Genomic DNA, 23,279 nt, shown 5'->3' with positions numbered 1-23,279 from the left:
AGTGGACTTGCCAGCATCTGTCACCTACATAGTGGCAAGAGGCTGCGTATACAAAGTCGCTGTCTGAAAAGAGGATGAAATGAACGAACCGATGATCCAGTTGCTGGTCCTGGCCGGAATTGCCGTTTTCCTGATCCTGCGCCTCAAAAGCGTATTGGGGACGCGAGAAGGTTTTGAGAAACCACCCGTTCAACAGCAGCCTGATGCAAATACTGCGCGCCGTGACTTTGAAGTGATCGAAGGCGGCCCGGATCATGACATTACGGATCACGTTGATGAGGACAGCGAACAGGCGCAGACCTTTGCCGCGATGAAGCGGATCGAGCCTTCGTTTTCTGTCAGCGAATTCGTTCAGGGCGCACGCGGCGCCTATGAGATGATCGTGATGGGGTTCGAAAAGGGCAATCTGGACGAAATCCAGCCTTTCCTGTCGGAAGAGGTGTTCGACACCTTCGTATCGGTTGTGGCGTCGCGCGAAGATCAGGGTCTGACTATCGAGGCTGAATTTATTGGGGTGCGCGAAACCTCGGTTGCTGATGTGACCTTCGACAAGGAAACCAATCAGGCCGAGATCACCATGCGCTTTGTGGGTGAGCTGACCTCGGTTGTGCGCGATCGCGGTGGTGACATCATCGAAGGCAACCCCAACACCGTGAAACGCCAAAAGGACAGCTGGACCTTTGCCCGCGTAATGGGCTCGGACGATCCAAACTGGCTGCTTGTTGCCACGGACGCATGATTGCCTGGCTCCGGTCGCTTGTTTTGGTGGCTGCGATGACAGCCGCCAGCGCTGCCGGAGCAGAGGCGACGCGATCCATCCTGTCTTTTGACCAGCTAGAGGGCTGGGCCGAGGATGATCACGGCGCGGCCCTGTCGGTATTTCTGAACACATGCCGTGATCTGGATGACCCGGATTGGCAGGCGCTGTGCGGCGCGGCCCAAACCTATGGGCCCGAGGCGGCGCGGTCTTTCTTTGAGCTGTTTTTCCGCCCAGTTCTGGTCGAAGACGGAAACGACGCGTTGTTCACCGGGTATTTCGAGCCCGAGCTGGACGGATCGAAAGTCCCGACTGCCACCTATCGCTATCCTTTATATAAAATGCCGCCCGAGGCGCGCGGCGTCGATAAATGGCTGAGCCGCCGCCAATTGCTGACCACTGATGTGATGCGTGGCCGTGGATTGGAAATTGCCTGGGTCGATGACCCGGTCGAGCTGTTCTTTTTGCAAATCCAGGGCTCGGGCCGGATCAAACTGCCAGATGGTGGCGCCTTGCGCGTGGGCTATGGCGGCGCGAATGGCCACCCCTACCGCTCGATCGGGGCCGAGTTGATCCGCCGCGGCGCGCTGGGCGCGCATGAGGTCAGCGCACAGATGATCCGGGCCTGGGTGCGCAAGAACCCCGAAGCCGGGGCCGAATTGCTGTTTCACAACCCGTCTTACGTGTTCTTTCGCGAGGTGAACCGGGTAGCACCCGAGCTAGGGCCTTTGGGCGCCATGAACCGATCTGTGACAACGATGCGCAGTATCGCTGCTGATCCGGCCTATACGCCCTTGGGTGCGCCGGTCTGGGTCGAAAAGGACGGTAAAGATCCGATCCGGCGATTGATGATCGCGCAGGATACCGGGTCTGCCATCAAAGGGGCGCAACGTGCCGATATCTTTTTTGGTACCGGCGACGAAGCAGGTAAAGCCGCCGGGCGTTTGAAAGACCCCGGGCGCATGGTGGTTCTGCTGCCGATCCAGCGGGCCTATGCCCTGTTACCGGATGAATTCTGATGACCCGGCGCAAGCTCACCGAAGACGAGATCGAGCTGTGGCGCAAGGTCGCCAAACAGGCCGACCGCCTGCATCCCGAACTGCCGCAATCGGTACATCCCACCCCTTTACCCAAGCCGAAACCGACCAAAGCCCCCAAAAGCCGGATCGAGGCTTTTGAGCTTGGCCAAAAGGCACCCGCCAAACCCACCAAGCCTGTGTTGAAACCATCGATTACCGAAACCCTGCGCAATGGTCCGGTGCTCATGGACACAAAGGCGTTTGGTCGCATGAAGCGTGGTAAGCTGAAGCCCGAAGGCAAGCTCGACCTGCATGGGTTGCGCATGGACACGGCCCATCCGGTGCTGGTTCGGTTCGTCCTTTCCGCGCAAGCACAAGGCAAACGGCTGGTTCTGGTGGTCACCGGGAAGGGCAAAGATCGGGACGAGCCGGGCCCGATTCCAACCCCGCGCGGCGTGTTGCGCAATCAGGTTCCGCAATGGCTGTCGCTGCCGCCACTGGCGCAGGCAGTGCTTCAAGTGACACCGGCTCATATCAGCCACGGCGGTGACGGGGCTTATTATGTGTATCTGCGCCGTAGCCGCTAAAGCGCGGGCGCTGCTTTTCGCACACCGACCCAGACAGACAGGCAGGACAGCACGAAATAGCCGCCGATCCAGATGAACTGCGTTTCAAGTGGGATACCGATGTCGATCAGAACTCCGGTCAGGCCCGGCCCGATGGCCGAGCCCAGAACCATCAGCGCTGTCGCCAAAGCTTTGATCGCGCCGATGTGTTTGGTGCCGTAGAACTCGGCCCAGAACGCTGCGGGCAACGTGCTGTTGGCCCCAACGGTGAGCGACAGAATGACAAGGCCCACCAAGGCCCCAGTGATGGATCCGACGCTGCCCAAAAGAACAAAGCCCAGCGCCATGGGCAGCTGAAACCCGGGCATCATCCGCGCCGTGCCCCATCTGTCCAACGCCCAGCCCGACGCAAACATGGCCAGCATCGAAACGCCGGTATAGGCCGGAAACAGGGATACCAGTTGAAGATGGGTCCAGCCTTTGACTTCCGCCAAATGCACCTGGTGGAAGAAAAACGCTGTGACAAAGGCCGACGGGCCCAGCAAAGCAGGTGCCATCAGCCAGAACAACGGATGCGTCAAAGCTTGTTTGCGCGTCCAATGGCGGCCTTCCATCCCGGTCGAGGAATACGCCTCAGCCAGGCTCTGTGGCGTTCTTTCGTGTTGCAACAGGGTGTAGAGCAACGGGATGCCCAAAACGGTTGTGCCAGCCGCGATGACCCAAAGCACACGCCAGTCCAGCACCGTCATGGCGGCGACGAAACTGACCGGCAGGATGATCTCTCCGGCGGCAAAGCCAAGCGTGGCGATCGACAAGGCCCGGCCGCGCGTTGCGGTGAACCACCGCGCCATTGCGACCATGGCGATATGGGTGCTCATCCCCTGCCCGAACAGACGTAATAGAAAGATCACCAAAGGCAGAAGCAACACCCGTTGGTTCAGCGCCATCGCCAACGCAGCCAGCACCAGACCAATCAGAACCCATGGCCCCAGAACGCGGACGCGAAAGATATCGGTCAAAGCCCCTGCCCAGATCATCACCAGCGCCGAGGCCATCGTGCCCAGCGAATAGATGCCGCCCCAGGCCCCGTGGCTTAAGCCAAAGGTTGCGCGTATTTCACCTGCGAAAATCGAGATGAAAAAGGTCTGCCCAAAACACGATAGAAATGTCAGCAGGACTCCGGCGCCCAGCCAAGTGCGGTTTTGGACAAGGTATTGACGGAAGTCGAACGCACTCAAGGAGAGGTGACCTGGGTTGCGCCGGATTCGGTAAGCACGATTTCCGTTGCGCCCGAGGGATTTGTCAGACTTGGTGGCGCGAGCACGTCAATCGCAGGCCGGTCAGGCCCGAAAGTCGAGCTGACGCGTCGCGCCGAGCTGAGCAGTGTCAGCAAAGCCGGAGACGTGGCCGCAACAAAATGGGACGATTCCGCATCGTTGCTGAAGGCCGTCGTATCGATGATCTTGATCGGGAACTCGGTCAGCGTTTCCGCATCGGTGATATTCCCCAGCCGCTGGCCGTCAGACGTGCCGCGTAGACGCGCCGACAGGCCCAGAACCTTGTCTTTCTTAGAGACCATGACAACAAACGGGTCCGGCAGCGATTTGATGCTTTGCATCTGCGACCGGAACAGATCGACGTCCAGATCGGGGGAAATCAAAACGACACCTTCTATGTTGCGTTTCGACCAGCCCGGTTCGCGCAGCTCTGCCTGGCGCATCATCTCCATCGTCAGAGCTCCACCCATGGAATGCGCCATGACGATAACACGTTTCACACCCATGGCCTTGAGGCTGCGAATGGTGTTTTCCAACCCATCGCGCGCAAACAACATGCTGTCCAGATCATAGGCGTAACCGGTGCCTCGGGCCTGACTGGGCCAGGAGTAGATAAATGTGGTTCCGGGCACGCCTACATCATGGGTCAGCTGAGCGGCGCGAAACGCGGTCTCTGTTTGTGTTGCGTTATAGCCGTGAACAAACAGCACCACATCATCGACACCTTTCAAACGAGAGCGAAGGCCCTGAGGCCCCGAGAACTCGGTCACATCGGCGAGAACAAACTCTTTCTTCGGGTTAGGGTCGGCATACGAGAAGTCCAGCGTTCCAGCCGTATGGTTTGGCGGTATCGAAATCGTCATCTCGAGATAGCGAAGCGCCTCGGCGCGCCGGAACCCGTAAGAGCCATCCGGTTCGCGCGCACGCGTTGTTGAGGCAAACACCGTGGCCGGAGTGCCGAACCTGAGAGCTTCGGGTAAAGTCTCAGTAACCGAACGGTCAACGCAGGCGGTCAGCGTTGCACAGGTCAATAGTGCGAGCAAAGAACGGAACACGGGTCACCCCAAAAGCAAACTTGCGCTCACGCTATCGGATTCAGATGCGACGTCCAGTCAATGTCGACCGTTGGCCGGCAAAAACCAGCTTGATAATATTACAGAACGTAACGGCTGAGATCGGTTGATTTGGTCAATTCGCCCAGATTGTCGTCAACAAACTGTGCGTTCACAGTAACCTCTGCCCCGGCCTGATCAGGGGCTGTGAAGGACAGTTCTTCAAAAACACGCTCCATTACCGTGTAAAGCCGCCGCGCGCCGATGTTCTCAACGCTCTGATTCACATCCGCAGCGATGCGCGCCAATGCGGCGATGCCGTCATCGGTAAAGCTGACGGTGACTTGTTCGGTTCCCATCAGAGCGGTGTATTGGCGGGTCAGAGCGTTATCGGTCTCGGTCAGGATCCGCACGAAATCCTCTTCGGTCAGCGCCCGCAATTCCACGCGGATCGGCAAACGGCCTTGCAGTTCCGGCAACAGATCCGACGGTTTTGCAATGTGGAACGCGCCCGAGGCAATAAACAGGATATGGTCGGTCTTGACCGGGCCATGTTTCGTCGAAACCGTGGTGCCTTCGATCAAGGGCAGCAGATCCCGCTGCACGCCTTCGCGGCTGACATCGCCACCCCGCGCATCTGAACGGGCGCAGACTTTGTCGATCTCATCCAGGAAGACAATGCCGTTCTGCTCGACCGATTCCAGAGCCACGCGATTAACCGTTTCGTCATCCAGCAGCTTGTCGGCCTCTTCTCCGATCAGCGCGTCATAGCTTTCGGCGACGGTCATGCGTTTCTTTACGGTGCGACCCGCAAAGGCTTTGCCAAAAATGTCGCCCAGATTCATCATGCCCATCTGCCCCCCGGGCTGGCCTGGAATATCGAACATAGGCATTGGGCTTGAGGTATCTGAAAGCTCCAGCTCGATCTCGGTATCGTCCAGCTCTCCGGCTTTTAGCTTTTTGCGGAACATCTCGCGCGTGCCTTCGCGAGCATCTTCACCGGCAATGGCAGCGATCACCCGATCTTCGGCAGCCTGATGCGCCCGTGTTTTGACGTCCTCGCGCATGTATTCCCGGGTTTGTAGAATCGCCGCGTCGGCAAGATCGCGGACAATCTGTTCCACATCACGTCCGACATAGCCGACTTCGGTGAACTTGGTCGCTTCGACCTTGATGAATGGTGCACGCGCCAATTTGGCCAGACGGCGGCTGATCTCGGTCTTGCCAACGCCGGTGGGGCCGATCATCAGGATGTTCTTGGGATAGACCTCGTCGCGGATGTCATCAGCCAGCTGCTTGCGCCGCCAACGGTTGCGCAGCGCCACGGCCACGGCGCGCTTGGCGTCTTTCTGTCCGATGATAAAGCGGTCCAGTTCCGAGACGATCTCGCGCGGGGTCAGGTCGGTCATACTAATCTATCCGTTTGTTTCGCAGCGGAACCTAATCATCGCCCCGGAAAACACAAGCCGGTCACTGAATGAGAGCAGGTTTTCACCAAAGCTGCAGAGCTTCGAGCGACCAAACTTTGTTGACCGAAACCGCATTCGCAAAAACAACAGCAGGCTCGGTCGCCTGAATTTGAGCAACGGGTCGATCCGATAGAGCCACCGACACAGTGTTAGCCACCTTTGTGTTCGTCTGTTAGACTTTGCACAAGGTATTGGAACCGGGGGCGAATTTATGACGAAAATTGCCAAGATCACATTGTTGTTCGTGGTTTTTGTCGATCTGATTGGGCAAGGGCTGGTCTTTCCGATCATCAACTCGCTGATCATGGAAACCAAATCAGGGTTCTTGCCTGAAAACACTCCTCAGGGCCAACGCCATTTCTATTACGGCCTGGTGATCGGCTGCTTTTTCCTGTCGTGGTTTCTGGGCGTTGTCTATGTCTCGAAAGTCTCGGATTCCATCGGACGCAAAAACGCATTGTTGGTCTGTCTGGGCGGTGCCCTTGCCGGATACGCCATCACCATTCTCGCGCTGTTCATGAACAGCCTGCTGCTGCTGATCATCGGGCGGTCGATCACCGGCTTTACCGCAGGAAACCAACCCATCGCACAGGCCGCAATGATCGACGGCAGCACGGACGCAGCCGACCGGGATCGCAACATGGGCTATATCGTGACCGGTGTCAGCTTTGGCCTGGTCGGCGGCCCGATCATCGGAGCGGTTTTGTCCGATGCCGCCCTGTTCGGCAGTTTTGCGACCTTGAAAACCCCGTTCTATGGCGCCTTTGTGCTGGTATTGATCGCAATCTTCCTGGTGATGACATTCTTCAAGGACACGCGGACCCAGCGCGAACCTTTTGTCTTCCGTCCGCGCGATATCACCGACAGCCTAATCGCCGTGCGCGGCCATCCCATGGTTCTGAAAATCCTGCCGGTTTATTCGTTCTTCATGATCGCCAATGTCACCTTCTATGTCTTTGTCGACAACTTCCTGACCAGCGCTTTTGGATATGGCGTGATCGGAGGCAGCATGGCGATGGTGGTGATCGGGTTTGCGCTGGCGTTCTCGAGCACGTTCCTCGTCAAACCCGCGCAAGAGCGGTTCAGCAAACACGCGATCATTCATACCGCACTGATCGTGATGATCGTCTGCGGTCTGGCCTTTGCATTCAGCCCCAGTGGCTTGATCAGCTATGTGCCGGTCTTTTTCTTCTATTTCCTGTTCGGTGTCGCCTATCCAACGATGCTGGGCCTGTTCTCCTCGAGCGTCAGCGAGGCAGATCAGGGCTGGGTCATGGGCGTGACCACTGCCGTCTTCTGTCTGGCAGGTGGCGTCATGTCATTGATCGGTGGCGGGTTGATGAGCATCGATATCCGCGTGCCCTATTACATCGTGGTGCTCGCCGCGATCTTTGGCCTGATCGGGATGCACCGCCGCTGGAAAGGGAAAGAGATCAAGGCGCTGTTAGCCTGATATCGTCTCAACCGTCAGATTGCCGTTGGTGTAAACGCAGATATCTGCGGCAATTGCCATGGCCTCACGTGCCACCTGTTCGGCTGACTTGTCGCTATCCATCATCGCGCGGGCCGCAGCGAGGGCAAAGTTACCACCCGAACCGATGGCCGCTACATTGTGCTCTGGCTCAAGAACATCCCCTGCCCCGGTAATCACCAGCAGGTCAGAGCCGTCCGTGACGATCAGCATCGCCTCAAGCTTTTGCAGGTACTTGTCGGTGCGCCAGTCCTTGGCCAGCTCGACCGAGGCGCGGGCCAGTTGGCCGGGTGTCGCCTCAAGCTTGGCCTCCAGACGTTCCAGCAGGGTGAACGCATCAGCTGTCGACCCGGCAAACCCGGCAACCACTTCAAACCCGCCCGGCGACAGGCGGCGGACCTTGCGCGCCGTGCCCTTGATCACGGTCTGACCCAGGCTGACCTGCCCGTCACCGGCGATGACCACTTGGCCGTCTTTTTTGACACCGATGATCGTGGTGCCGTGCCAACCGGGAAAGTCGTTCTCTGCCATAAAAGCCTCCGTACTGTCTGCGCCCCTATATGGGCCGGGTAAGTGTTTGGTGCAACTGTTCTTAAACCGCCCAAAAGATATGCACGCAGTGCAATACGGGCCTGTTGGAGTAGCAATTGTAAGACTCGGCACGGGGTCCTACATGAGGCTCACAACCGACACAGGGTCGGCTGTTTCAACAGAATAGGAACGCGCAAATGGCCACTATCGCAAAAACCCATGCGCCGCTCGGAGCAGTCAACAACCTGCACGGAGCTGGCTTTTTCACCCAAGTTCTGACCAACATCCTGCGTTGGAATGATGAACGCAACACACGCAAAGCGCTGTCGGCTTTGACCGACGCTCAGCTGGACGACATCGGCTTGTCCCGTGAGGACGTCGCCAAGTTCTGAGCTTTTTCAGACAGACGATAGAGATCAGCCGCTCCTATGGGCGGCTTTTTTCTTTTTCAGCTTTGTTTGTATTTCCCGACCAGGCTGGGCACAAACGCCTCGATCGCGGCCGTGGCAATCACATGTTTGGCTCCTGTAGCCTCATCCGCGACATCCAAGCCACCTAACACGGCGGTCACTTCGGCCCTGCCCCGCGGCAAATCGGCGGCCACTTGCGCACAATCGACCAGGTCCGGGTTTTGAACACCGATGGTCACGCAAACGCGCATCTCGGAATGGTCGATGCCCAGTTTCGAAAACAATGTGATCGAGGAATGGTGCAAAGCATCCTGAACCGCGCGCCGCGCCGCTTTGGTATAGTCTTGCCCATACAGTTCATTGCCTGTGCCCATTTCCAGAATGATGCGCTGTTCACTCATGCCGCAGGCTCCATGTCGAAGGAAACGACCAGGGCTGCATTTGCGATGACCGTATGTCCATCGCGCCCGGGTTTTTCGATGTCCAGACCGCCTTTGGTGACGGTGATATTGGGCTGGCCATAGGGGAAGATGGCGGTCAACGCACCTGTGTCCACCTGATCGGGCTGCTGCACGCCAATTTCGGCGTCGATGATCATCGCCTCTTTGGGAAAACCAAACAGTTCAGCCATATTGACCGAGTTGTGCCACAGCGCGTCTTTGATCGCCCGCACTGCTGCTTCGGTATAGTCCATGCGCCGCAACGACGTGCCCATCCCAAATTCCACAAGAACCCGCGTTTTTGCCATTGGTTGCTTTATCTCCGCACTAAAAAAGGCGCCCCGATATGAGGCGCCTTTTGGATCAACTGTTACCGCCAGTTCAGATGGATTCTTCGATCCAGCTTTGCAGCGCAGCTTTCGGAGCAGCGCCCGCGCGGTTCGATACGACCTGACCGTCTTTGAAAATGAACAGCGCCGGAATGCCGCGTACACCCATTGCAGCGGCAGAGTTTGGGTTGCTGTCCACGTCGACCTTGGCGATTTTCACCTTGTCGCCATACTCGGCTGCCAGCTCTTCCAGAGCGGGGCCGATTTGTTTACAGGGTCCGCACCATTCGGCCCAGAAATCGACGACCACAGGTACGGTCGCGTTTTTAACCTCGGCGTCGAAGGTGTCATCGGTTACGGCTACGGTCGACATCTCATGTCTCCTGAATGGGATTGGGTTGGGGACAGAACGTAGGTGCGCGGTTTTCCAAGGTCAAGGCATCACCGACCTGGCCAGCGCATCGCTCACAGTCTCGTGTGGCAACCACATAAGCTGTGCGGTTCGAGTCCATAGGATTGCAGTTCGGATTGTGTGATCGGGATAGATCTGCGACAGCGTCGCGGCATAGGCCCCCATTTGCCGCAAAAGACCTTCAGGGCAGGATTCATGGCGATCCGGGACTGTGGCGTTTGATTTGAAGTCGATCACCTGAACCTCTGACCCGGTCACGATCAGGCGGTCGATGATCCCGTGGATGCGGCGACCGTTGATTTCAGCCGTCACCGGGACTTCGGCCAATGCATTCCCGGCAAAGACAGGTTTCAGATCAGGCGCGGTCAACACGTTTGAAACCTCGGACAACAGCTCTTGCCGCTCGGTCTGCGGAAGGTCCGGCAAAAGCTGCGCGCAGATCTGAGGCCAATCGGCCTGCTCTGCTGTGGGCAAGTGCTCAAGCAACAGATGCACCCTCGTTCCGCGCAGTTTGGCCGCTTCTTCATCTTGGCCAGCATCTCCGGGCAAAGCTTTTGCACCACCCAGGTCCGAGGGGCTGAGTGTTTCTAGCGGTGCGATGGCTTTGACCGCAGGGCGCAGGAATAGATCGGGCAACGTTTCGGGTGTTTCCGTAGTCGTTTCCACGGTCTTCAGCGGGGGACCATCCCAATCTCCATGCGACAAGCGCTGGATGTCCAATCCGGGAACTTGCGTTGCGCCGGCGCGCGCCATTGCTGCCTCTACTTGTTGATACCAGCTTGTGCCATCTTTCCCGACATCGCCTGCTGCGGCCACAATTAGCCACTTTTTGGCCCGTGTTAGAGCCACATAGAGCAATCGCAGGCGTTCGTTTTCCTCGCGCGCCCGTGCCTCAGCCCGTGCCGCAGCGATCCGCGTCGGTGATTGGTCTGCAGGAACTTTCCAAAACGGCACATCGCCCGATACCATGATCTCGGCATCGCGCGGCGCTTGTCGTTTTCCGGTATCCGGCAGGATCACAATCGGGGCCTCAAGACCCTTAGAGCCATGAACGGTCATCACCCGGATCATGTTCCCGACACCGCTCATCTGGCGTTTGATTTCAAGATCATCGGTCTGCATCCAGACCAGAAAACCGGTCAGGCTGGGAATATCCGTGCGTTCATAGGCCAAAGCCTGCGACAGCAGCGCGTTGATCCCGTCTTCGGCCTCGGCCCCCAACCGCCCCAACAATTTGCGCCGCCCGTCATGGCGGGTGAGGATGCGTTCAATCAGGTCATAGGGGCGCAAAAAGTCGATTTGACCGCGCAGATCGTTCAAAATAGCCATGGTTTCGGGGTATTCATCCCCCCGCCGGCGCAGCGCGGCCCAAAGGAAGGTTTCCTCTCGTCGATGGGCCAGATCGAACAATTGCTGCTCGGACCAGCCAAACAACGGGGATTTCAGCACTGTCGCCAGTGACAGGCTGTCCTCGGGCGTGGCCAGAAAATTCAGCAGCGCGGCCAAATCCTTGACTGCCAGTTCTGCACCCACTTTCAGGCGGTCGGCCCCGGCAATCGGCAAACCGATGGTTTTGCAGGCCCGAATGATCTCGGCAAACAGGTCCGACCGGCGCTGCACAAGGATCAAGAAATCCCCCGGCTGCACCGCGCGCCGTACGAATGTGCCGGGGGCGTCGCCATCATCGGGGATCGTTTCTTTCTGGTCGATCATCGTTTTGATCGAGCACGCGACCTTTTCCGCCAAAAGAACCGTATGGTGGCGCGCACTTGGACGGTCGACGGGGTCGGTCCAGTCGCTATCCTCTTGGTCTTCGACCTTTTCGATAACGGGCCACAGGTCAACACGACCCGGCAAATCTGCCTTGAACGCCCGATGCAACGCATCCTTGTGAAACCCCGCCTCGGTCTGATTTTCAAACAGGATATCGACCAAAGACAGGATCGCGCTGGAGGAGCGGAAGGAGTATTCCAGCGTCGAATCCCAAAGTTTAGAGCCGGATTCAGCCAGTTTTCGCCCGAATTCCTGCTGCATCCGGTCAAAGGCCTGCGGATCGGCACCTTGGAAGGAATAGATCGATTGCTTTTTGTCCCCAACCACAAAAATCGTGCGCTCAACGCCAGACCTGGCCCCTTCCCCGCTGGTGAATTCCTGCGCCAGTTTCTCGATCACGTCCCATTGGTCGGGGCTGGTGTCTTGCGCCTCGTCTACCAGAATATGGTCGATGCCACCGTCCAGACGGTACAGAATCCATTCCGCAACCGCGGGATCGTTCAGCACCTGTCGCGCGCGCAGGATCAGATCGTCGAAGTCCAGCCAACCGCGCAGTTGCTTGCGCCGCTCGTATTCCGGCAGGAACGCCGCTGCAAAGCGGTGCAGAACATAGGTCTTGCGCGCAGCGTTCAGTACCAGCCGCTGTTCCCGCGCCGCTTCGACGCGCCGCATCAGGTTTTCCAGTTGTGGCATCTGACCCGAAAGCACACCTTCGCGCAGCGCTTTTGTGGGAAAACTGCCGATTTTTGCCGAAAACGGCTCTTTTGCCGCCTTACCGGTCAGAAACACGCTTTCCAGCAGGGGTAATTGATCCAGCCGTGCCTGCGTGAACCTTTTCAGCTTGTCTGCGGCCTTGGCGTTGTTGCCACCGCTGTCCAGCAGCGGTGGGATAAGCGACTGGATCAACTCCACTTCGCCGCCCAGAAAGACCTGATCCAGCAACGCCTGATCGTCGAACCCGTTGGGCAGATCGAACAGCGCCAGAATGGCGGGCCAATCCAGTTCATGGGAGAACAGGTTGCGTTTCTGGGTCATCGCAGCGGTCAACCCGTCAAACCCGGTATCGGTGACAAACCGTGCGACATCTTCGATCAGGGCTGCGTGGAGGCCTTCGGCAAAATCCTCGATGATCTCTTCGCGCAACAACGCGGCCGCGCGGTCCTCCATCTCGGAAAACTGCGGGCTGACACCGGCCTCAAGCGGGAAACGCCGCAGCAGCGCGGCGCAGAAAGAGTGGATGGTTTGGATTTTCAGCCCACCCGGCGTCTCAATCGCGCGCGCAAACAGGGTTCTTGCCTGTGCAAGTCGCTGGGGATCGATCGCACCGGTTACACCCAGTTCGGTCAGTTGCGACGACAGCGCCCCGTCGTCCAGCATCGCCCATTCGCCCAACCGCTTGAACAGACGGTTCTGCATCTCGCTGGCGGCGGCTTTGGTGTAGGTCAGGCACAGAATGTGCTGCGGCTGCACCCCGTCCAACAACAGGCGCGCCACGCGGTCGGTCAGCACGCGGGTCTTGCCCGAGCCCGCATTGGCCGCCAACCAGGTCGAGGCGTCGGGCCGCGCCGCCTGAACCTGCCGTTCGGTGGCGTCGTTGCGGGCGCTCATGTCAGATCCTCGGGATAGGTGTCCGAGGTTCGATCCCATTCACCGAACCGCGCAAGATGGTCATAGTCGCCAAAATCGCTGTCCTTATGCAGCATGCGGCGGGATGAAAAGCCTTGATCAGGCTCTAAATAGGCGGAAATCAGTTGTTTTAGCTCAGCCAAAACCTTATCGGCAGGTTCTTTGTCCAAAGGTGCCGGAACCTCTTTGTAGGTTCCGCCCATGCCGATAAAGACGGCTTGAGCCACGGCTATTGGATCGAACCCATCCAAACCGCCTTGCTCGGCCACGGCGGCCTCAATCAACAGCTGTTTGTCAAATTTCGACTGTTGGCTTTCAGTCGGTGGTGCGCCGGTTTTGTAATCGATGATCCGCATCGCGCCACGGCTGTTGATGTCGATCCGGTCGGCGCGCCCAACCAGCGTGAAGCCCAAAGGATTGAGCTTCAGATTCATCCGTGCCTCAAACGCGACCGGGCCGCCATCGCCCCGCCGGGCGGTTTCGGCGCGCAGGAAATCCTCGGCTATCCGTTCAAGACGGGCCAGCCACAATTTCCGCGCCGTGGGCCAGGCGACATGCGTATCCAACAGGTCTGAGGCACGTTTCAAGAAGTTCTCACGGCTCAGTAGCGCCGCATCAAAAACACTGTCCTTGATGAAATGTTCCAGGATTTCGTGAATGACGATGCCGCGCAGCAGGGCATCGGGTGCCTGCACCAAAGGATCCAAAGGCCGTAGCCGTAGGACATGTTTGGCGTAGATCGCGTAAGGGTCGCGGATCAGGCGTTTGATTTCGGTCACGCTCAGCTGTCTGGGGCGGGCTGCGACCGGGGGGCGGGGTGAGGGACGCGGTACGGGGTCGATCTCTGGCGCTTCTTCCAAGATTTCGGACCACCGCAGCCATGTTCGCCCGCGCGCACGCATGTCTTCCAGCGCCTTGTCACCGTTTTGCGCGGGCAGCCCGCTGAGCAGGTTTGTCAGGCGGTTCAACCAGCGCGAGGGAACAGTTTCGGCGTCGTCTGACCGCGCGGCGCGCGTAAGCCAAACCTCGGGCGCGCCGATGGCTTGCTGGAAATCATGGGCCGAGAGGCCAATCCGGCGTTCGGGCAGCAACAGCCCGGCCTTATCGCGCATCTGCCGGTTCAACCATGGGTCGGGCGCAGGGGCTTCTGGCCAGCTGCCCTCGTTCAGCCCGCCCAGAATCAGCAGTTCTGCGCCGTGGACACGCGCTTCGAGCGTGCCCCAGATCATGATATGTGGATGCGGGGCGTCGCGGTCGCGAACTTCTTCTGCCGCCAGCAAAGCACCCAGAAGGTCGGCAAAGTCATGGGCAGTCATCGCGCCACCATGCTGCGCCTCATCTGACAAGCTGGTCAGAACCTTAAGCGCCTTTTGACCCGCGTTCTTGTCCCACAATGTACCAGTTTCCGCTGAAGGCCCGGCCGAGATCGCCTCGGCCAAAATGCGCAGGCGCGTGACCCATTCTGCCAGCAGGAGCGTGCCCGAGATATGCTGGTCGCAAAACTGATCCGCCACCCATTGCACCCAGTCGCCCGCCTGTTCCTGCCGCGCGGCAAAGGTCAGCAGGCTTTCGCGATCTGGGAAGGGCGGACCGTTGCGGCGCAGGTCCAGTTCGAGGTCGCGGGTGTGCAACAGATGTGCCCCGCGCGCGTCACCGTCATGACAGAGCGGGTGTTTGAGCAAGGTCAACAGCGCCTCGGCATCCAGACGGCGGGCAAACAAGCCCGCCACATGGCGCAGAAACCGACCCGGGGGCGATAGCTGCAAAGGCAGGCCCGCGCTGTCATCGGGCAGGATATCCCACCGGTCCAACGCGGCGCTGACCTGACGGGTCAACATTCGGTCTGGCGTGATCAGCGCAGCGGTTTGACCATCTTCGGCGGCTTGACGCAGGCGCAGGGCAATGGCCTGGGCCTCGGCGCGCGGCGATTGTGCCTCGACCAGGGTCATGGCGGATGTTGCGGTGTCCAGATCTTGCAGCTTTGGCCCTTCGGACATCCAGGCATCGGTGATCGGGGCGGGGCGAAGCGCCAATGAAACCAAACGGTTGCGCGCAACAGATGGGGGCGCATCCTCGGTCCAGCGCGCGATCTGATCTGAGGTCAGATCCAGCGCCTGCATGATCTTGCGGAACCGGTATTGCGGATGATCTTCGCCGGTCAGCGACTCATCCAATTGATCCCAGACCGATGCGGGCTGCTCGAAATCGAAGCCCGGCAGGATCAAAGCCCCTTGCGGCAGTTGCGCCACGGCCTGCATCAACATCAAGGTTGTGCCCCGAGACCCGGTTGACCCGGCCAGGATCACCGGGTGCTGTGGCGGAACCTCTTGCCACCGTTCAATCAAGCTCTCGACAACCCGACGTTGCCGCGCTTGCGCATCCAAAGCGCTGTCATCGGTGGTCAAGAAATGATCCGCGATCCCGATAAAGGCCTGCGCGCGTGCCCAATGGCCCGACATGTCACTGACGTCCAACTGCCGGATGGCATCCGCCGATACGCCTTCGCCCTGCATCTCATCAATCAGCGCGGCGAGGCTGTCGGACAGATCAAAGAGCGAGGATCGCGCGGCCAGATCGGGTTGCTGGTCAAGCAGTTTCGAGATCAGTTGGGTCAGCTCCAACCGGCGGCGTAGCGCTGGAATGGCCGGGGGCAATTGCGCAAGATCGACGTTTTTCCCCAGATCGGTGACCAGCGACAGGCGCGGCAGCAGCGCCGGTGGCCCCTGATCAAACAGCTCGCGCACGCGTCGCGCCATACGTCTTGTGTTTACGATCACCTGCGCCCAGGCCAAATCTTCTGGCGGCAGCTTGGCCGTGCGTGCACGCAGCCCTTCGACCAATGCGCGCGGGAAATCGACGCCCGGAGGCACCGCAAACACGCGCGCTTTGTCGGATGGGCTAAACATCTGCGATCAGGCTTTCGGCCAGAGCGATCCCTTCGGGGCGACCCACATCGCACCACCGACCGGGATATTTGACTGCGCGCAACCGGTCGCGCTGGTGCATCCTGTCCCATAGGCGGTTCAGCGAGAATGCGGGCTCGTCAAACTCCTCAAGCCCATCGGTCTTTAGGATTTGAGCACCGCCATAGACAACACCCGGCCCACGGGTAATCCGACCGTCGGGATCCAGGGTGAAATCGCCGGTGCCGCCATGGCCAAGGGTTTGTGCGATGGGGATGCACATCAACAGCGCGTCCATCTGATCAGGGTCCCACGCATCCCTCAGCAGGTGTAGCGGGTTTGGTCCGGCCCAGATCGCATCGGTGTTGAGCGTGTATACAGGATCGCAACCCAGAAAGGGCAGGGCGGCCCGCAGTCCACCACCGGTTTCCAGGATCATGGGTTCTTCCCGCGACAGCAAAACCCCCTTTGGTTCCAGATGGGCGGCAAGCTGATCCGCTTGGTAATGCAGGTTCGCGACTGTGCGGATCGGCTGAACCCCATCGACCAAGTTCAGGGCGTGATCAATGAGCGGACGCCCTGCAACCGGGATCAGCGGTTTGGGCCGATCCGCGGTCAAAGCACCCATTCGTGTGCCGAATCCAGCGGCAAAGAGCATGATGGCTTCCGGATCGGCGCTCATAGTGGTTTCAGTTTGGCCAGGTTTTGCGCAGTGGGGTGCGGCAGGGCCTCGCGCAGGATGTCGGCGACTGGGATCAGTGTGGGATGTTCCAGATTGCGCATCAAATGCGACCAGGTAATCGGGATCAGATCCACATAATGCGGCTTTCCATATTCGGTCGCCAGACGGGCAAAAACGCCCAAAATCCGCAGGTTGCGCTGTACGCCCAGAACCGCATAGGCGGTGCGGAAATCATGGCCGTCCATGCCTGATGCCGAGATATAGCGGTCGATCATGCGCATCTCGATCGCGGTCGAGACGGTTCGGCGGACATCCTGCAACAGAGACATCAGATCATAGGCCGGATGGCCCAGCATCGCGTTCTGGAAATCCAGTAACCCCACCCGCGCCACGCCGTCGCGCTCGGGCAGCCAGATGAGGTTCTCGGCATGGTAGTCGCGCTGTACCACGACCCGTTTTCCGCCGGTTTCGCGGTGCAAGATGTCGGCAAAGCGATGTTCAAACCGTGCCTTGGCGTCAGCTTCAAAACCGCCCGAAATGCCTTGCGCATATTTGGTAAAGCTCAACGCCGCTAATTCTGTCATTAAGGCAGGGTCGTAGCTGTCCAGGGACATGACCGGCTGTTTGTGCAGATGCACCAACACATCTGTTGCGGCCTCATAAAGGGGCGCTTCCAATGCCAGGTCTTTCTCAAGCACGCGGGCAAACAGATCATCGCCCAGGTCTTCAAGCAGAAGGAACCCGTATTGGCTGTCTTCCGCATAGATTTCCGGCGCGCTGAGTCCCACCGATCGGAGGTATTCATCCACCTTCACAAATGGGATCACATCCTCGCCCTTTTCGGGTGGCGCGTCCATAAGTACGGCTGTTTTGCCAGTGTTAGGGTCTGTCAGGCGCTCATAACGGCGGTTCGAGGCGTCTCCGGCAAGGGGTTCGCGCTTTGCATTGGCCCATGGGGTTTGTGCAATCAGCGCTTCTGCCAGAATGGTTCGGTTGGTCATGGGATGAACTCGAGTTTGCTGGCCCATTTCGGGTCGGTCCATTTTAGGTTCAGATGCCGGATATCTTCGGCCTTTGTATCTGACCGAAAGCTGAGCGTCAGCGCCGAATTCGGGGTTGAATCACCTAGTTTCTCGGGCCATTCGATCAGGCAGATTGATGTTTCAAACGCGTTGATCAGGCCAAGCTCTTCAATTTCTTCGGGTGAACTGAGGCGATAGAGGTCCGAGTGCCAAACCTCACCCAAAGGCGTGTCATAGACCTGCACCAGCGTAAAGGTTGGGGATGGCACATCTTCGGGGGAAACCATCAACGATTGGATCAACGCGCGGGCAAAATGGGTTTTGCCGCTGCCAATGGGGCCTTCCAGCAGCAGGGTGTCACCGGGTTTCAGAAACTGACCGATCTGAAGCGCCAGATCGCTCGTGTCTTCGGGTGATTTCAGCAGGATGGTCTTGGGCGCGGTCATGGCGCCACAATGAACCCGTGCCAGACCGGCTGCAACCCGGTTCAGGCGCTGATTTTTTCAAGATCGCCCTGTCGGATCCGCGCATTGGTGCGCGCAAAACAAATGATCGTGGCCCCGTTCTGCATCGGACTGATGGTGCAGTTGACCTCTTCGCCTGTCCGCATTTGGAAATTGGCATTCCACTCGGCCCGGTTTTCGCGCGTTTCTATGAATTCGCGGATCTCGCCCAAGATGGGGGTTGCGGCACATTTTTCTTGCCAACTGCGCGTGACATCCAGGATTGTCGTCACCTCGAACCCCGTTTCGTCCAATTCGCCCCAAAGCTGGTGATAGGCATAGTTGGTGAAGGCCAGCGTTCCATCATCAGCAAATACCGCGACCCCATCGGCAAGCTTGTCCAGAATGGATTGCATCAGGTCCATTTCGGACCGGAACCTCCGGGTCAGAGTAATCTCGGCGGTGATGTCTTCGAACAGAAAAGCCACCGCCCCATCAGGGTGGGGCCGACCGCTGACCGAGTAGACCGAGCCCGAGGGCAGTGTCCAGGTTTCCTGATAATTGCCGTCCTGCGCGGCCTCAAGCAGGTCATTCATCTGCCGCCGCCAACTGCGATAATTCTTTGGCTCTGGCATCATGTGCTGATCGCGCAGACGGTCGAAAAAGCTGGATAAGCTGGGGCGGCAGCTCAGGAAATCCGGGGGCAGGGTGGTCAGATCGATCAGGGCCGGATTGAACAGAGCCAACTGTCGGTTGCGATCAAAGATCGCCAACCCGATGGACAGCTGGGCAAATGTTTTGGTCATTGTCTGAACGAATTTCCGCTGCGTCGTCTCGGCCTCGACAATGGCGTTTATGTCGACCGCATAAAACAGATGACCCTGTTCATGCGCCACGCTGGTCAGATCGAGCCAAAGCTTTGCGTTATGATCGGGAGTTTCAACGCTAACCCGCGTTTTTCGCCCTGGCTTGAGGTCGACCCCTTCTTGGGCAAACAGCGGTTTGGTCAGATCGGTGTCTTGCCCGTTGATCTTTCGCGCAAGGCGAACATAGGCGGCATTGCACCAACTGACCTGTTCCTGGTGGTCCAGCAGCCAGACCGGATAGGGCGCCATATCCATAGCCAACCGGATCGGGTCATTCACATCGCGGCGCATAGGCCCCGGTGCACCGGGAAGATCGCGCAGCCGCACACGAATAACCCCATCAATCCATTCGCAAAAAACCTCGCGGTCGATGGTGCAGTCAATGGCGGACACGACCAGGTTTCCGCGGCTGCGCACGATTTCAGGAACTTCGGGGAAAGCTGGAAAATCACGCCGCAGCAAGCGTCGAAGATCGTCCCAATTACTGACAGTTTCATACCCGGCAAGCGCAATATCAGAGTGGCCGATCAATCGGCTGCCTTCAAACAGAAACACGGGGTCGAACAGGGAATCCGAGGAAACCAGGCCAAAATCGTTGAACTTTGCCGGGCGACGGGGCCCGAGCCACTGCAACGCAAAACAGACGGCAAGGACACTGATAGCAGCCAGAAGGATCCAGTTGGCCATAACATTTCCATCTCAAATTCTTGCCGGCACTGTGCGCGCGAAATGGTTAACGACAGCTTAATTCAGATCTGGAACCGTTGGTTCTCACCGGAGGGAATCGGCGAGTCTCCCTGCTGTGCATCGATCAGCCGACGCGGCCATACGACTTTGACAATCGCACCCCTCCGGTCCTTCTTGTCAGTCAAATTCTGATAGGGATCCGCACCATTTGCGAATTTCAACTCGGCGCCGCTGCGCTCAAGCAAGGTCTTGGCGATAAACAGCCCCAGCCCCATGCCCTCGTATTCCGGTCGCTCCTTGCGGTCCGAGTCCGAGCGGCGCCTGCGCACAAAAGGATCGCCAATTCGGCCCATCATATGCGACGGATATCCCCGCCCGTCATCCATGATGTTCACCGAGATCCAGTTCGGGGTCCATTCCGCCTCAACCCACACGGTTGTGCTGGCAAAATCCACGGCGTTCTGGATCAGGTTGCGCAGCCCATGGATGATCTCGGGCTTTCGCAGGATCGACGGTTGCTGCACATCTCCGTTCTGGCCGGGCCCTTCGTCAAACTCGATCTGTTTACCACGATTCAGATGCGGTTCGGCGGCCTCGTGAATCACGGTCGACAGCGGTGCCTGCCTCAGGTGCAGATCGTCCTTACCGGCGCGCCCCATATCGCGCAGAATGTCACGGCACCGATCGGCTTGTTCACGGATCAGGGCGGCGTCTTCCTTTAAGTCGGGTTTGTCATCCAATTCTTCGATCAATTCGGAACTGGCCAGTTTGATCGTTGCCAATGGTGTTCCCAGCTCATGGGCAGCTGCTGCAACCACACCGCCCAGATCGGTCAGCTTCTGTTCGCGGGCAAGGGCCATATGGGTGGCGGACAGCGCCTCGGACATGGATTGAACCTCGGTGCTGACGCGGTGCGAATAAGCACCCAGAAACACAATCGCTATGACAATTGCAGACCAGTTTCCAAACAACAGGATCTCTGGCATCTCAAGCACCAACCCTAGCTCGGTCCGCAAAGGCAGGTGAAACTGTGCCAGTAACGTGCTGAGCACCACCGCCACCGCGCCCACAATCAGGGTCGAGCGTGTGCTCATGACGCTGGCCGAGATGGTCACCGGACCAACAAGCAACAGAGCAAACGGGTTGTTCAAACCGCCGGTCAGATACAACAAAAAGGACAGCTGCAGCAGATCGAACAAGACCATCAGGAAGTTTTCGAACTCTGAAAGCCGCTTGTTCTCGGGAAACAGCATGATCGCGGTCAGATTGCCCAGCACCGACACGCCGACCGCAAAGTAGCACAGGCCCAGCTCCAGCTTTACGTGATAGGTTTGCTGCGCCACGGTGATGGCAGTGATCTGGCCAATGATCGCGACCCAGCGCAGCAAAATCAGCGTGCGCAGCCGGATCCAGCTGCTGCGTTCCTGTCCGCGCCAGAGGCTGGTATTGGAATTTGCCATGCGTCGATTATGTCCTGTTGCAGCGGCTGGGTAACTTGATAGGTGTCTCAGCCGAAACGATCAACAACCCCTTGACCCTGGTACCGCTCATGATCCGCCTCTACGCCATTCTCGCAACCGTTGTTCTGGCCATTGGCATCGGCGCAATGTGGCTGCTGACCAGTGGCACAGGGTCCGACGACAAATTCGCGCAATGCCGCACCAGCCAGATCGCCGGGGGTACCGCAGCCATTGGTGGCCCGTTCGAGCTGTTGAATGCCAAGGGCGAGACTGTCACCGACACCGATGTGATCACCGAGCCAACCCTTGTCTATTTCGGTTACACTTTCTGCCCCGATGTCTGCCCCTTCGACATGTCGCGCAACGTGGATGCGGCCACTCTGCTGAATGAGCGCGGCCAGTCGGTGACGCCTTTGTTCATCTCAATTGATCCTGACCGGGACACGCCCGAAGTGGTGGGCGACTATGCGTTCAATCTGGGTGGCAAGACTGTGGCGTTGACAGGGACACCAGAACAGGTTGATGCAGCCAGCAAGGCCTATAAGACTTACTACAAAGCGCATGACAAAAGCGATGAGTACTATCTGGTCGATCATTCAACCTTCACCTACCTGGTGACGCCACAAGAAGGCTTTGTCGAATTCTTTGACCGCAACGCCTCGGCCGAGCAGATGGCGGATCAGGTCGCATGTTTCATCGACAAGCTGTAACGCGGTTTGACCTTTGTCATGGCGCTGCTATTACTTTTAGCTAAGCCAAAGGCGTGAAATAGCGGAAAGAATACACATGGCGGACAGCGCGCAACTTGAAATCGGCCCCGACAAATCCCTGCTTTTGGTTGATGATGATGAGCCGTTTCTGCGGCGTCTGGCCAAGGCGATGGAAAAACGCGGGTTCGAGGTAGAAACCGCATCCTCGGTCGCGGCAGGCCGTGCGATTTCCACAGCCCGCCCACCGGCCTATGCGGTTGTGGATTTGAGGCTTGAGGATGGCAACGGGCTGGATGTGGTCGAAGTGCTGCGCGAAAAACGCCCTGACAGCCGGGTTGTCGTTCTGACCGGTTATGGCGCGATTGCCACCGCCGTGGCTGCCGTCAAGATCGGTGCGACCGACTACCTGTCAAAACCCGCCGACGCCACCGACATCACCAACGCGCTTCTGGCCAAGGGCGACGAACTGCCGCCACCCCCCGAAAACCCCATGAGCGCCGACCGCGTGCGCTGGGAACACATTCAGCGCGTATATGAGCTGTGCGATCGCAACGTATCCGAGACGGCACGTCGCCTGAATATGCACCGTCGGACGTTACAGAGAATTCTGGCGAAGCGCAGCCCGCGGTGATGGTTGGCGAACTGGGTTTAATCTGAAGCAGAGGATACTCTCTGGGTCTGCTATGCGGACATTGCAGCCATCCGCATTCATAATTCAAAGGACCGCAGTCAGCCCAAAGCGAACGTTAAACTGGTGTCTATTTGCCGGTAGTTTTAAGATAAAGTAGGCATCTGCATTCTGCCTAAGTTTTTTCGCAAGTACCGATCCAACAGAGCGTCGACCAACCCTTCTTGAAGTTGGTAACCAGTTGCTTCGTCCGCACGCAAAATGTCTTCAAGAATGACAAGTTGTTCCAGGCCCGTCGTCATGGACAATCGCTTCGCCAGGTCGTCAATTTCCTTCGGCTCCATCAATGGGTGAACTGGCGCAAGTGCTTCTGAAAAAGCCGCCACTCTTCTGGCGCCACGCATTTTGACAGTTCCATCCTCAAGAGATGCTTTGAGTGATTCAGCTAAAAACTGCCGGAAGTGCGCCTCATGAACCCGAGAAAAATCCAGATAGTAACGCGCAACGACATGTACACGGCTCCTGACGTTATTCAGCCCCTCGAGAAGTTCTGACGTTGGAGTAACTTCAAGATCGAGCGTCGCGTCCAAAGCCAAGACACTTGGGTCAGAAAGGTAACGATAGACCGTCGCACGGCTGGTTCTGGCACGTTCAGCGACTTTTGCCAGCGTGACTTCCTTGCCTTCTGACATCAGGTCACGTGCAGCCGAAAGAAGTGCTTCTCGCGTTCGGTTGACTTGATTTGT

General features: G+C 58.3%; 22 protein-coding genes. 7 read left to right on the top strand and 15 right to left on the bottom strand.

Annotated features, from left to right (window positions below; genetic code table 11):
• Positions 1 to 79 precede the first annotated feature (79 nt).
• From GOX45_RS01805 to GOX45_RS01795, 3 genes are read left to right on the top strand one after another with little or no spacing between them, the layout of a single operon-like run.
• Positions 80 to 739 (top strand): Tim44/TimA family putative adaptor protein, encoded by a 660-nt coding sequence (locus GOX45_RS01805; RefSeq protein ID WP_171097384.1) that lies wholly within the window; start codon positions 80 to 82, stop codon positions 737 to 739.
• Positions 736 to 1,776 carry a murein transglycosylase A gene (locus tag GOX45_RS01800; protein ID WP_171097383.1) on the top strand — a complete coding sequence of 347 codons (1,041 nt, stop codon included), beginning with the start codon at positions 736 to 738 and terminating at the stop codon, positions 1,774 to 1,776. The genes GOX45_RS01805 and GOX45_RS01800 overlap by 4 nt, the downstream gene beginning before the upstream one ends.
• Positions 1,776 to 2,363, top strand: a complete 588-nt coding sequence (locus GOX45_RS01795) for a Smr/MutS family protein (RefSeq protein ID WP_171097381.1) — start codon at positions 1,776 to 1,778, stop codon at positions 2,361 to 2,363. The genes GOX45_RS01800 and GOX45_RS01795 overlap by 1 nt, the downstream gene beginning before the upstream one ends.
• On the opposite strand, the gene GOX45_RS01790 is transcribed toward GOX45_RS01795, so the two are convergent.
• The 3 genes from GOX45_RS01790 to hslU all read right to left on the bottom strand — a co-directional run bounded on the left by GOX45_RS01790 (position 2,360) and on the right by hslU (position 6,080).
• Positions 2,360 to 3,580 carry an MFS transporter gene (locus GOX45_RS01790; protein WP_171097379.1) on the bottom strand — a complete coding sequence of 407 codons (1,221 nt, stop codon included), beginning with the start codon at positions 3,578 to 3,580 and terminating at the stop codon, positions 2,360 to 2,362. The two genes, GOX45_RS01795 and GOX45_RS01790, sit on opposite strands and share 4 nt — an antisense overlap.
• The gene (locus GOX45_RS01785; protein WP_171097378.1) at positions 3,577 to 4,674 is read right to left on the bottom strand and encodes an alpha/beta fold hydrolase; all 1,098 of its coding nucleotides are present in this window, start codon (positions 4,672 to 4,674) and stop codon (positions 3,577 to 3,579) included. The genes GOX45_RS01790 and GOX45_RS01785 overlap by 4 nt, the downstream gene beginning before the upstream one ends.
• Positions 4,675 to 4,772: 98 nt before the next feature.
• Positions 4,773 to 6,080: an ATP-dependent protease ATPase subunit HslU gene (gene hslU, locus GOX45_RS01780; RefSeq protein WP_171097376.1), complete on the bottom strand. Its 1,308-nt coding sequence runs from the start codon at positions 6,078 to 6,080 to the stop codon at positions 4,773 to 4,775.
• A 271-nt stretch (positions 6,081 to 6,351) separates the two neighbouring features.
• On the opposite strand from hslU, the gene GOX45_RS01775 reads away from it, so the two are divergent.
• A complete protein-coding gene (locus GOX45_RS01775) occupies positions 6,352 to 7,593 on the top strand; it encodes an MFS transporter (RefSeq protein WP_171097374.1) in 1,242 nt (413 codons plus the stop codon).
• Here GOX45_RS01775 and hslV read toward each other — a convergent pair.
• Entirely contained in the window at positions 7,585 to 8,142 is a 558-nt protein-coding gene (gene hslV / locus GOX45_RS01770; RefSeq protein WP_171097373.1) for an ATP-dependent protease subunit HslV, read from the bottom strand. The two genes, GOX45_RS01775 and hslV, sit on opposite strands and share 9 nt — an antisense overlap.
• A 197-nt stretch (positions 8,143 to 8,339) precedes the next feature.
• Between hslV and GOX45_RS01765 the strand changes: the two genes are divergently transcribed.
• Positions 8,340 to 8,534, top strand: a complete 195-nt coding sequence (locus GOX45_RS01765) for a DUF1127 domain-containing protein (RefSeq protein ID WP_171097370.1) — start codon at positions 8,340 to 8,342, stop codon at positions 8,532 to 8,534.
• Between the two features lie 56 nt (positions 8,535 to 8,590).
• Here the strand turns inward: GOX45_RS01765 and GOX45_RS01760 are convergent, their stop codons facing one another.
• From GOX45_RS01760 to regB, 10 genes are all read right to left on the bottom strand, one after another.
• The gene (locus GOX45_RS01760) at positions 8,591 to 8,953 is read right to left on the bottom strand and encodes a Lin0512 family protein (protein WP_171097369.1); all 363 of its coding nucleotides are present in this window, start codon (positions 8,951 to 8,953) and stop codon (positions 8,591 to 8,593) included.
• A complete protein-coding gene (locus tag GOX45_RS01755) occupies positions 8,950 to 9,300 on the bottom strand; it encodes a Lin0512 family protein (RefSeq protein WP_171097365.1) in 351 nt (116 codons plus the stop codon). The genes GOX45_RS01760 and GOX45_RS01755 overlap by 4 nt, the downstream gene beginning before the upstream one ends.
• Positions 9,301 to 9,373: 73 nt before the next feature.
• Positions 9,374 to 9,694, bottom strand: coding sequence for a thioredoxin (gene trxA, locus GOX45_RS01750; RefSeq protein WP_171097364.1), 321 nt, complete (start codon positions 9,692 to 9,694; stop codon positions 9,374 to 9,376).
• A gap of 60 nt (positions 9,695 to 9,754) precedes the next feature.
• Positions 9,755 to 13,114, bottom strand: a complete 3,360-nt coding sequence (gene addA, locus GOX45_RS01745; protein WP_171097362.1) for a double-strand break repair helicase AddA — start codon at positions 13,112 to 13,114, stop codon at positions 9,755 to 9,757.
• Positions 13,111 to 16,038, bottom strand: coding sequence for a double-strand break repair protein AddB (addB, locus tag GOX45_RS01740; protein WP_171097360.1), 2,928 nt, complete (start codon positions 16,036 to 16,038; stop codon positions 13,111 to 13,113). The genes addA and addB overlap by 4 nt, the downstream gene beginning before the upstream one ends.
• Entirely contained in the window at positions 16,031 to 16,717 is a 687-nt protein-coding gene (locus GOX45_RS01735) for a nucleotidyltransferase family protein (RefSeq protein ID WP_171097358.1), read from the bottom strand. The genes addB and GOX45_RS01735 overlap by 8 nt, the downstream gene beginning before the upstream one ends.
• Positions 16,714 to 17,718, bottom strand: coding sequence for an aminoglycoside phosphotransferase family protein (locus GOX45_RS01730; protein ID WP_171097356.1), 1,005 nt, complete (start codon positions 17,716 to 17,718; stop codon positions 16,714 to 16,716). The genes GOX45_RS01735 and GOX45_RS01730 overlap by 4 nt, the downstream gene beginning before the upstream one ends.
• Positions 17,715 to 18,185 carry a tRNA (adenosine(37)-N6)-threonylcarbamoyltransferase complex ATPase subunit type 1 TsaE gene (tsaE, locus tag GOX45_RS01725; protein ID WP_171097354.1) on the bottom strand — a complete coding sequence of 157 codons (471 nt, stop codon included), beginning with the start codon at positions 18,183 to 18,185 and terminating at the stop codon, positions 17,715 to 17,717. The genes GOX45_RS01730 and tsaE overlap by 4 nt, the downstream gene beginning before the upstream one ends.
• A gap of 41 nt (positions 18,186 to 18,226) precedes the next feature.
• A complete protein-coding gene (locus GOX45_RS01720) occupies positions 18,227 to 19,735 on the bottom strand; it encodes a PAS-domain containing protein (protein ID WP_171097353.1) in 1,509 nt (502 codons plus the stop codon).
• A 62-nt stretch (positions 19,736 to 19,797) separates the two neighbouring features.
• Complete coding sequence (gene regB, locus GOX45_RS01715) at positions 19,798 to 21,195, bottom strand: sensor histidine kinase RegB (protein ID WP_171097351.1); 1,398 nt, start codon at positions 21,193 to 21,195, stop codon at positions 19,798 to 19,800.
• 89 nt (positions 21,196 to 21,284) lie between these two features.
• Between regB and GOX45_RS01710 the strand changes: the two genes are divergently transcribed.
• Both GOX45_RS01710 and GOX45_RS01705 read left to right on the top strand, forming a co-directional pair.
• Positions 21,285 to 21,905 (top strand): SCO family protein, encoded by a 621-nt coding sequence (locus GOX45_RS01710; RefSeq protein WP_171097349.1) that lies wholly within the window; start codon positions 21,285 to 21,287, stop codon positions 21,903 to 21,905.
• A gap of 76 nt (positions 21,906 to 21,981) precedes the next feature.
• Positions 21,982 to 22,536 (top strand): ActR/PrrA/RegA family redox response regulator transcription factor, encoded by a 555-nt coding sequence (locus GOX45_RS01705; RefSeq protein ID WP_171097347.1) that lies wholly within the window; start codon positions 21,982 to 21,984, stop codon positions 22,534 to 22,536.
• A 143-nt stretch (positions 22,537 to 22,679) separates the two neighbouring features.
• Here GOX45_RS01705 and GOX45_RS01700 read toward each other — a convergent pair whose 3' ends face one another.
• Positions 22,680 to 23,225: a hypothetical protein gene (locus tag GOX45_RS01700; RefSeq protein WP_171097345.1), complete on the bottom strand. Its 546-nt coding sequence runs from the start codon at positions 23,223 to 23,225 to the stop codon at positions 22,680 to 22,682.
• Positions 23,226 to 23,279: the final 54 nt, after the last annotated feature.

It is taken from the genome of Ruegeria sp. HKCCD7255, assembly GCF_013031565.1.
GTDB lineage: Bacteria > Pseudomonadota > Alphaproteobacteria > Rhodobacterales > Rhodobacteraceae > Ruegeria.
The sequence above is the reverse complement of the archived record's forward strand: the minus strand, read 5'-3'. Positions and strand labels throughout refer to the sequence as shown.

What these genes read in the sequence shown, in the direction of transcription:
- GOX45_RS01755 (WP_171097365.1), bottom strand. Translation starts at nt 9,300, where the DNA reads ATGGCAAAAACGCGGGTTCTTGTGGAATTTGGGATGGGCACGTCGTTG.
- regB (WP_171097351.1), bottom strand. Translation starts at nt 21,195, where the DNA reads ATGGCAAATTCCAATACCAGCCTCTGGCGCGGACAGGAACGCAGCAGC.
- hslU (WP_171097376.1), bottom strand. Translation starts at nt 6,080, where the DNA reads ATGACCGACCTGACCCCGCGCGAGATCGTCTCGGAACTGGACCGCTTT.
- GOX45_RS01700 (WP_171097345.1), bottom strand. Translation starts at nt 23,225, where the DNA reads ATGTCAGAAGGCAAGGAAGTCACGCTGGCAAAAGTCGCTGAACGTGCC.
- tsaE (WP_171097354.1), bottom strand. Translation starts at nt 18,185, where the DNA reads ATGACCGCGCCCAAGACCATCCTGCTGAAATCACCCGAAGACACGAGC.
- GOX45_RS01765 (WP_171097370.1), top strand. Translation starts at nt 8,340, where the DNA reads ATGGCCACTATCGCAAAAACCCATGCGCCGCTCGGAGCAGTCAACAAC.
- GOX45_RS01805 (WP_171097384.1), top strand. Translation starts at nt 80, where the DNA reads ATGAACGAACCGATGATCCAGTTGCTGGTCCTGGCCGGAATTGCCGTT.
- GOX45_RS01720 (WP_171097353.1), bottom strand. Translation starts at nt 19,735, where the DNA reads ATGGCCAACTGGATCCTTCTGGCTGCTATCAGTGTCCTTGCCGTCTGT.
- trxA (WP_171097364.1), bottom strand. Translation starts at nt 9,694, where the DNA reads ATGTCGACCGTAGCCGTAACCGATGACACCTTCGACGCCGAGGTTAAA.
- GOX45_RS01775 (WP_171097374.1), top strand. Translation starts at nt 6,352, where the DNA reads ATGACGAAAATTGCCAAGATCACATTGTTGTTCGTGGTTTTTGTCGAT.
- GOX45_RS01795 (WP_171097381.1), top strand. Translation starts at nt 1,776, where the DNA reads ATGACCCGGCGCAAGCTCACCGAAGACGAGATCGAGCTGTGGCGCAAG.
- addB (WP_171097360.1), bottom strand. Translation starts at nt 16,038, where the DNA reads ATGTTTAGCCCATCCGACAAAGCGCGCGTGTTTGCGGTGCCTCCGGGC.
- GOX45_RS01710 (WP_171097349.1), top strand. Translation starts at nt 21,285, where the DNA reads ATGATCCGCCTCTACGCCATTCTCGCAACCGTTGTTCTGGCCATTGGC.
- GOX45_RS01730 (WP_171097356.1), bottom strand. Translation starts at nt 17,718, where the DNA reads ATGACCAACCGAACCATTCTGGCAGAAGCGCTGATTGCACAAACCCCA.
- GOX45_RS01705 (WP_171097347.1), top strand. Translation starts at nt 21,982, where the DNA reads ATGGCGGACAGCGCGCAACTTGAAATCGGCCCCGACAAATCCCTGCTT.
- hslV (WP_171097373.1), bottom strand. Translation starts at nt 8,142, where the DNA reads ATGGCAGAGAACGACTTTCCCGGTTGGCACGGCACCACGATCATCGGT.
- addA (WP_171097362.1), bottom strand. Translation starts at nt 13,114, where the DNA reads ATGAGCGCCCGCAACGACGCCACCGAACGGCAGGTTCAGGCGGCGCGG.
- GOX45_RS01800 (WP_171097383.1), top strand. Translation starts at nt 736, where the DNA reads ATGATTGCCTGGCTCCGGTCGCTTGTTTTGGTGGCTGCGATGACAGCC.
- GOX45_RS01760 (WP_171097369.1), bottom strand. Translation starts at nt 8,953, where the DNA reads ATGAGTGAACAGCGCATCATTCTGGAAATGGGCACAGGCAATGAACTG.
- GOX45_RS01735 (WP_171097358.1), bottom strand. Translation starts at nt 16,717, where the DNA reads ATGAGCGCCGATCCGGAAGCCATCATGCTCTTTGCCGCTGGATTCGGC.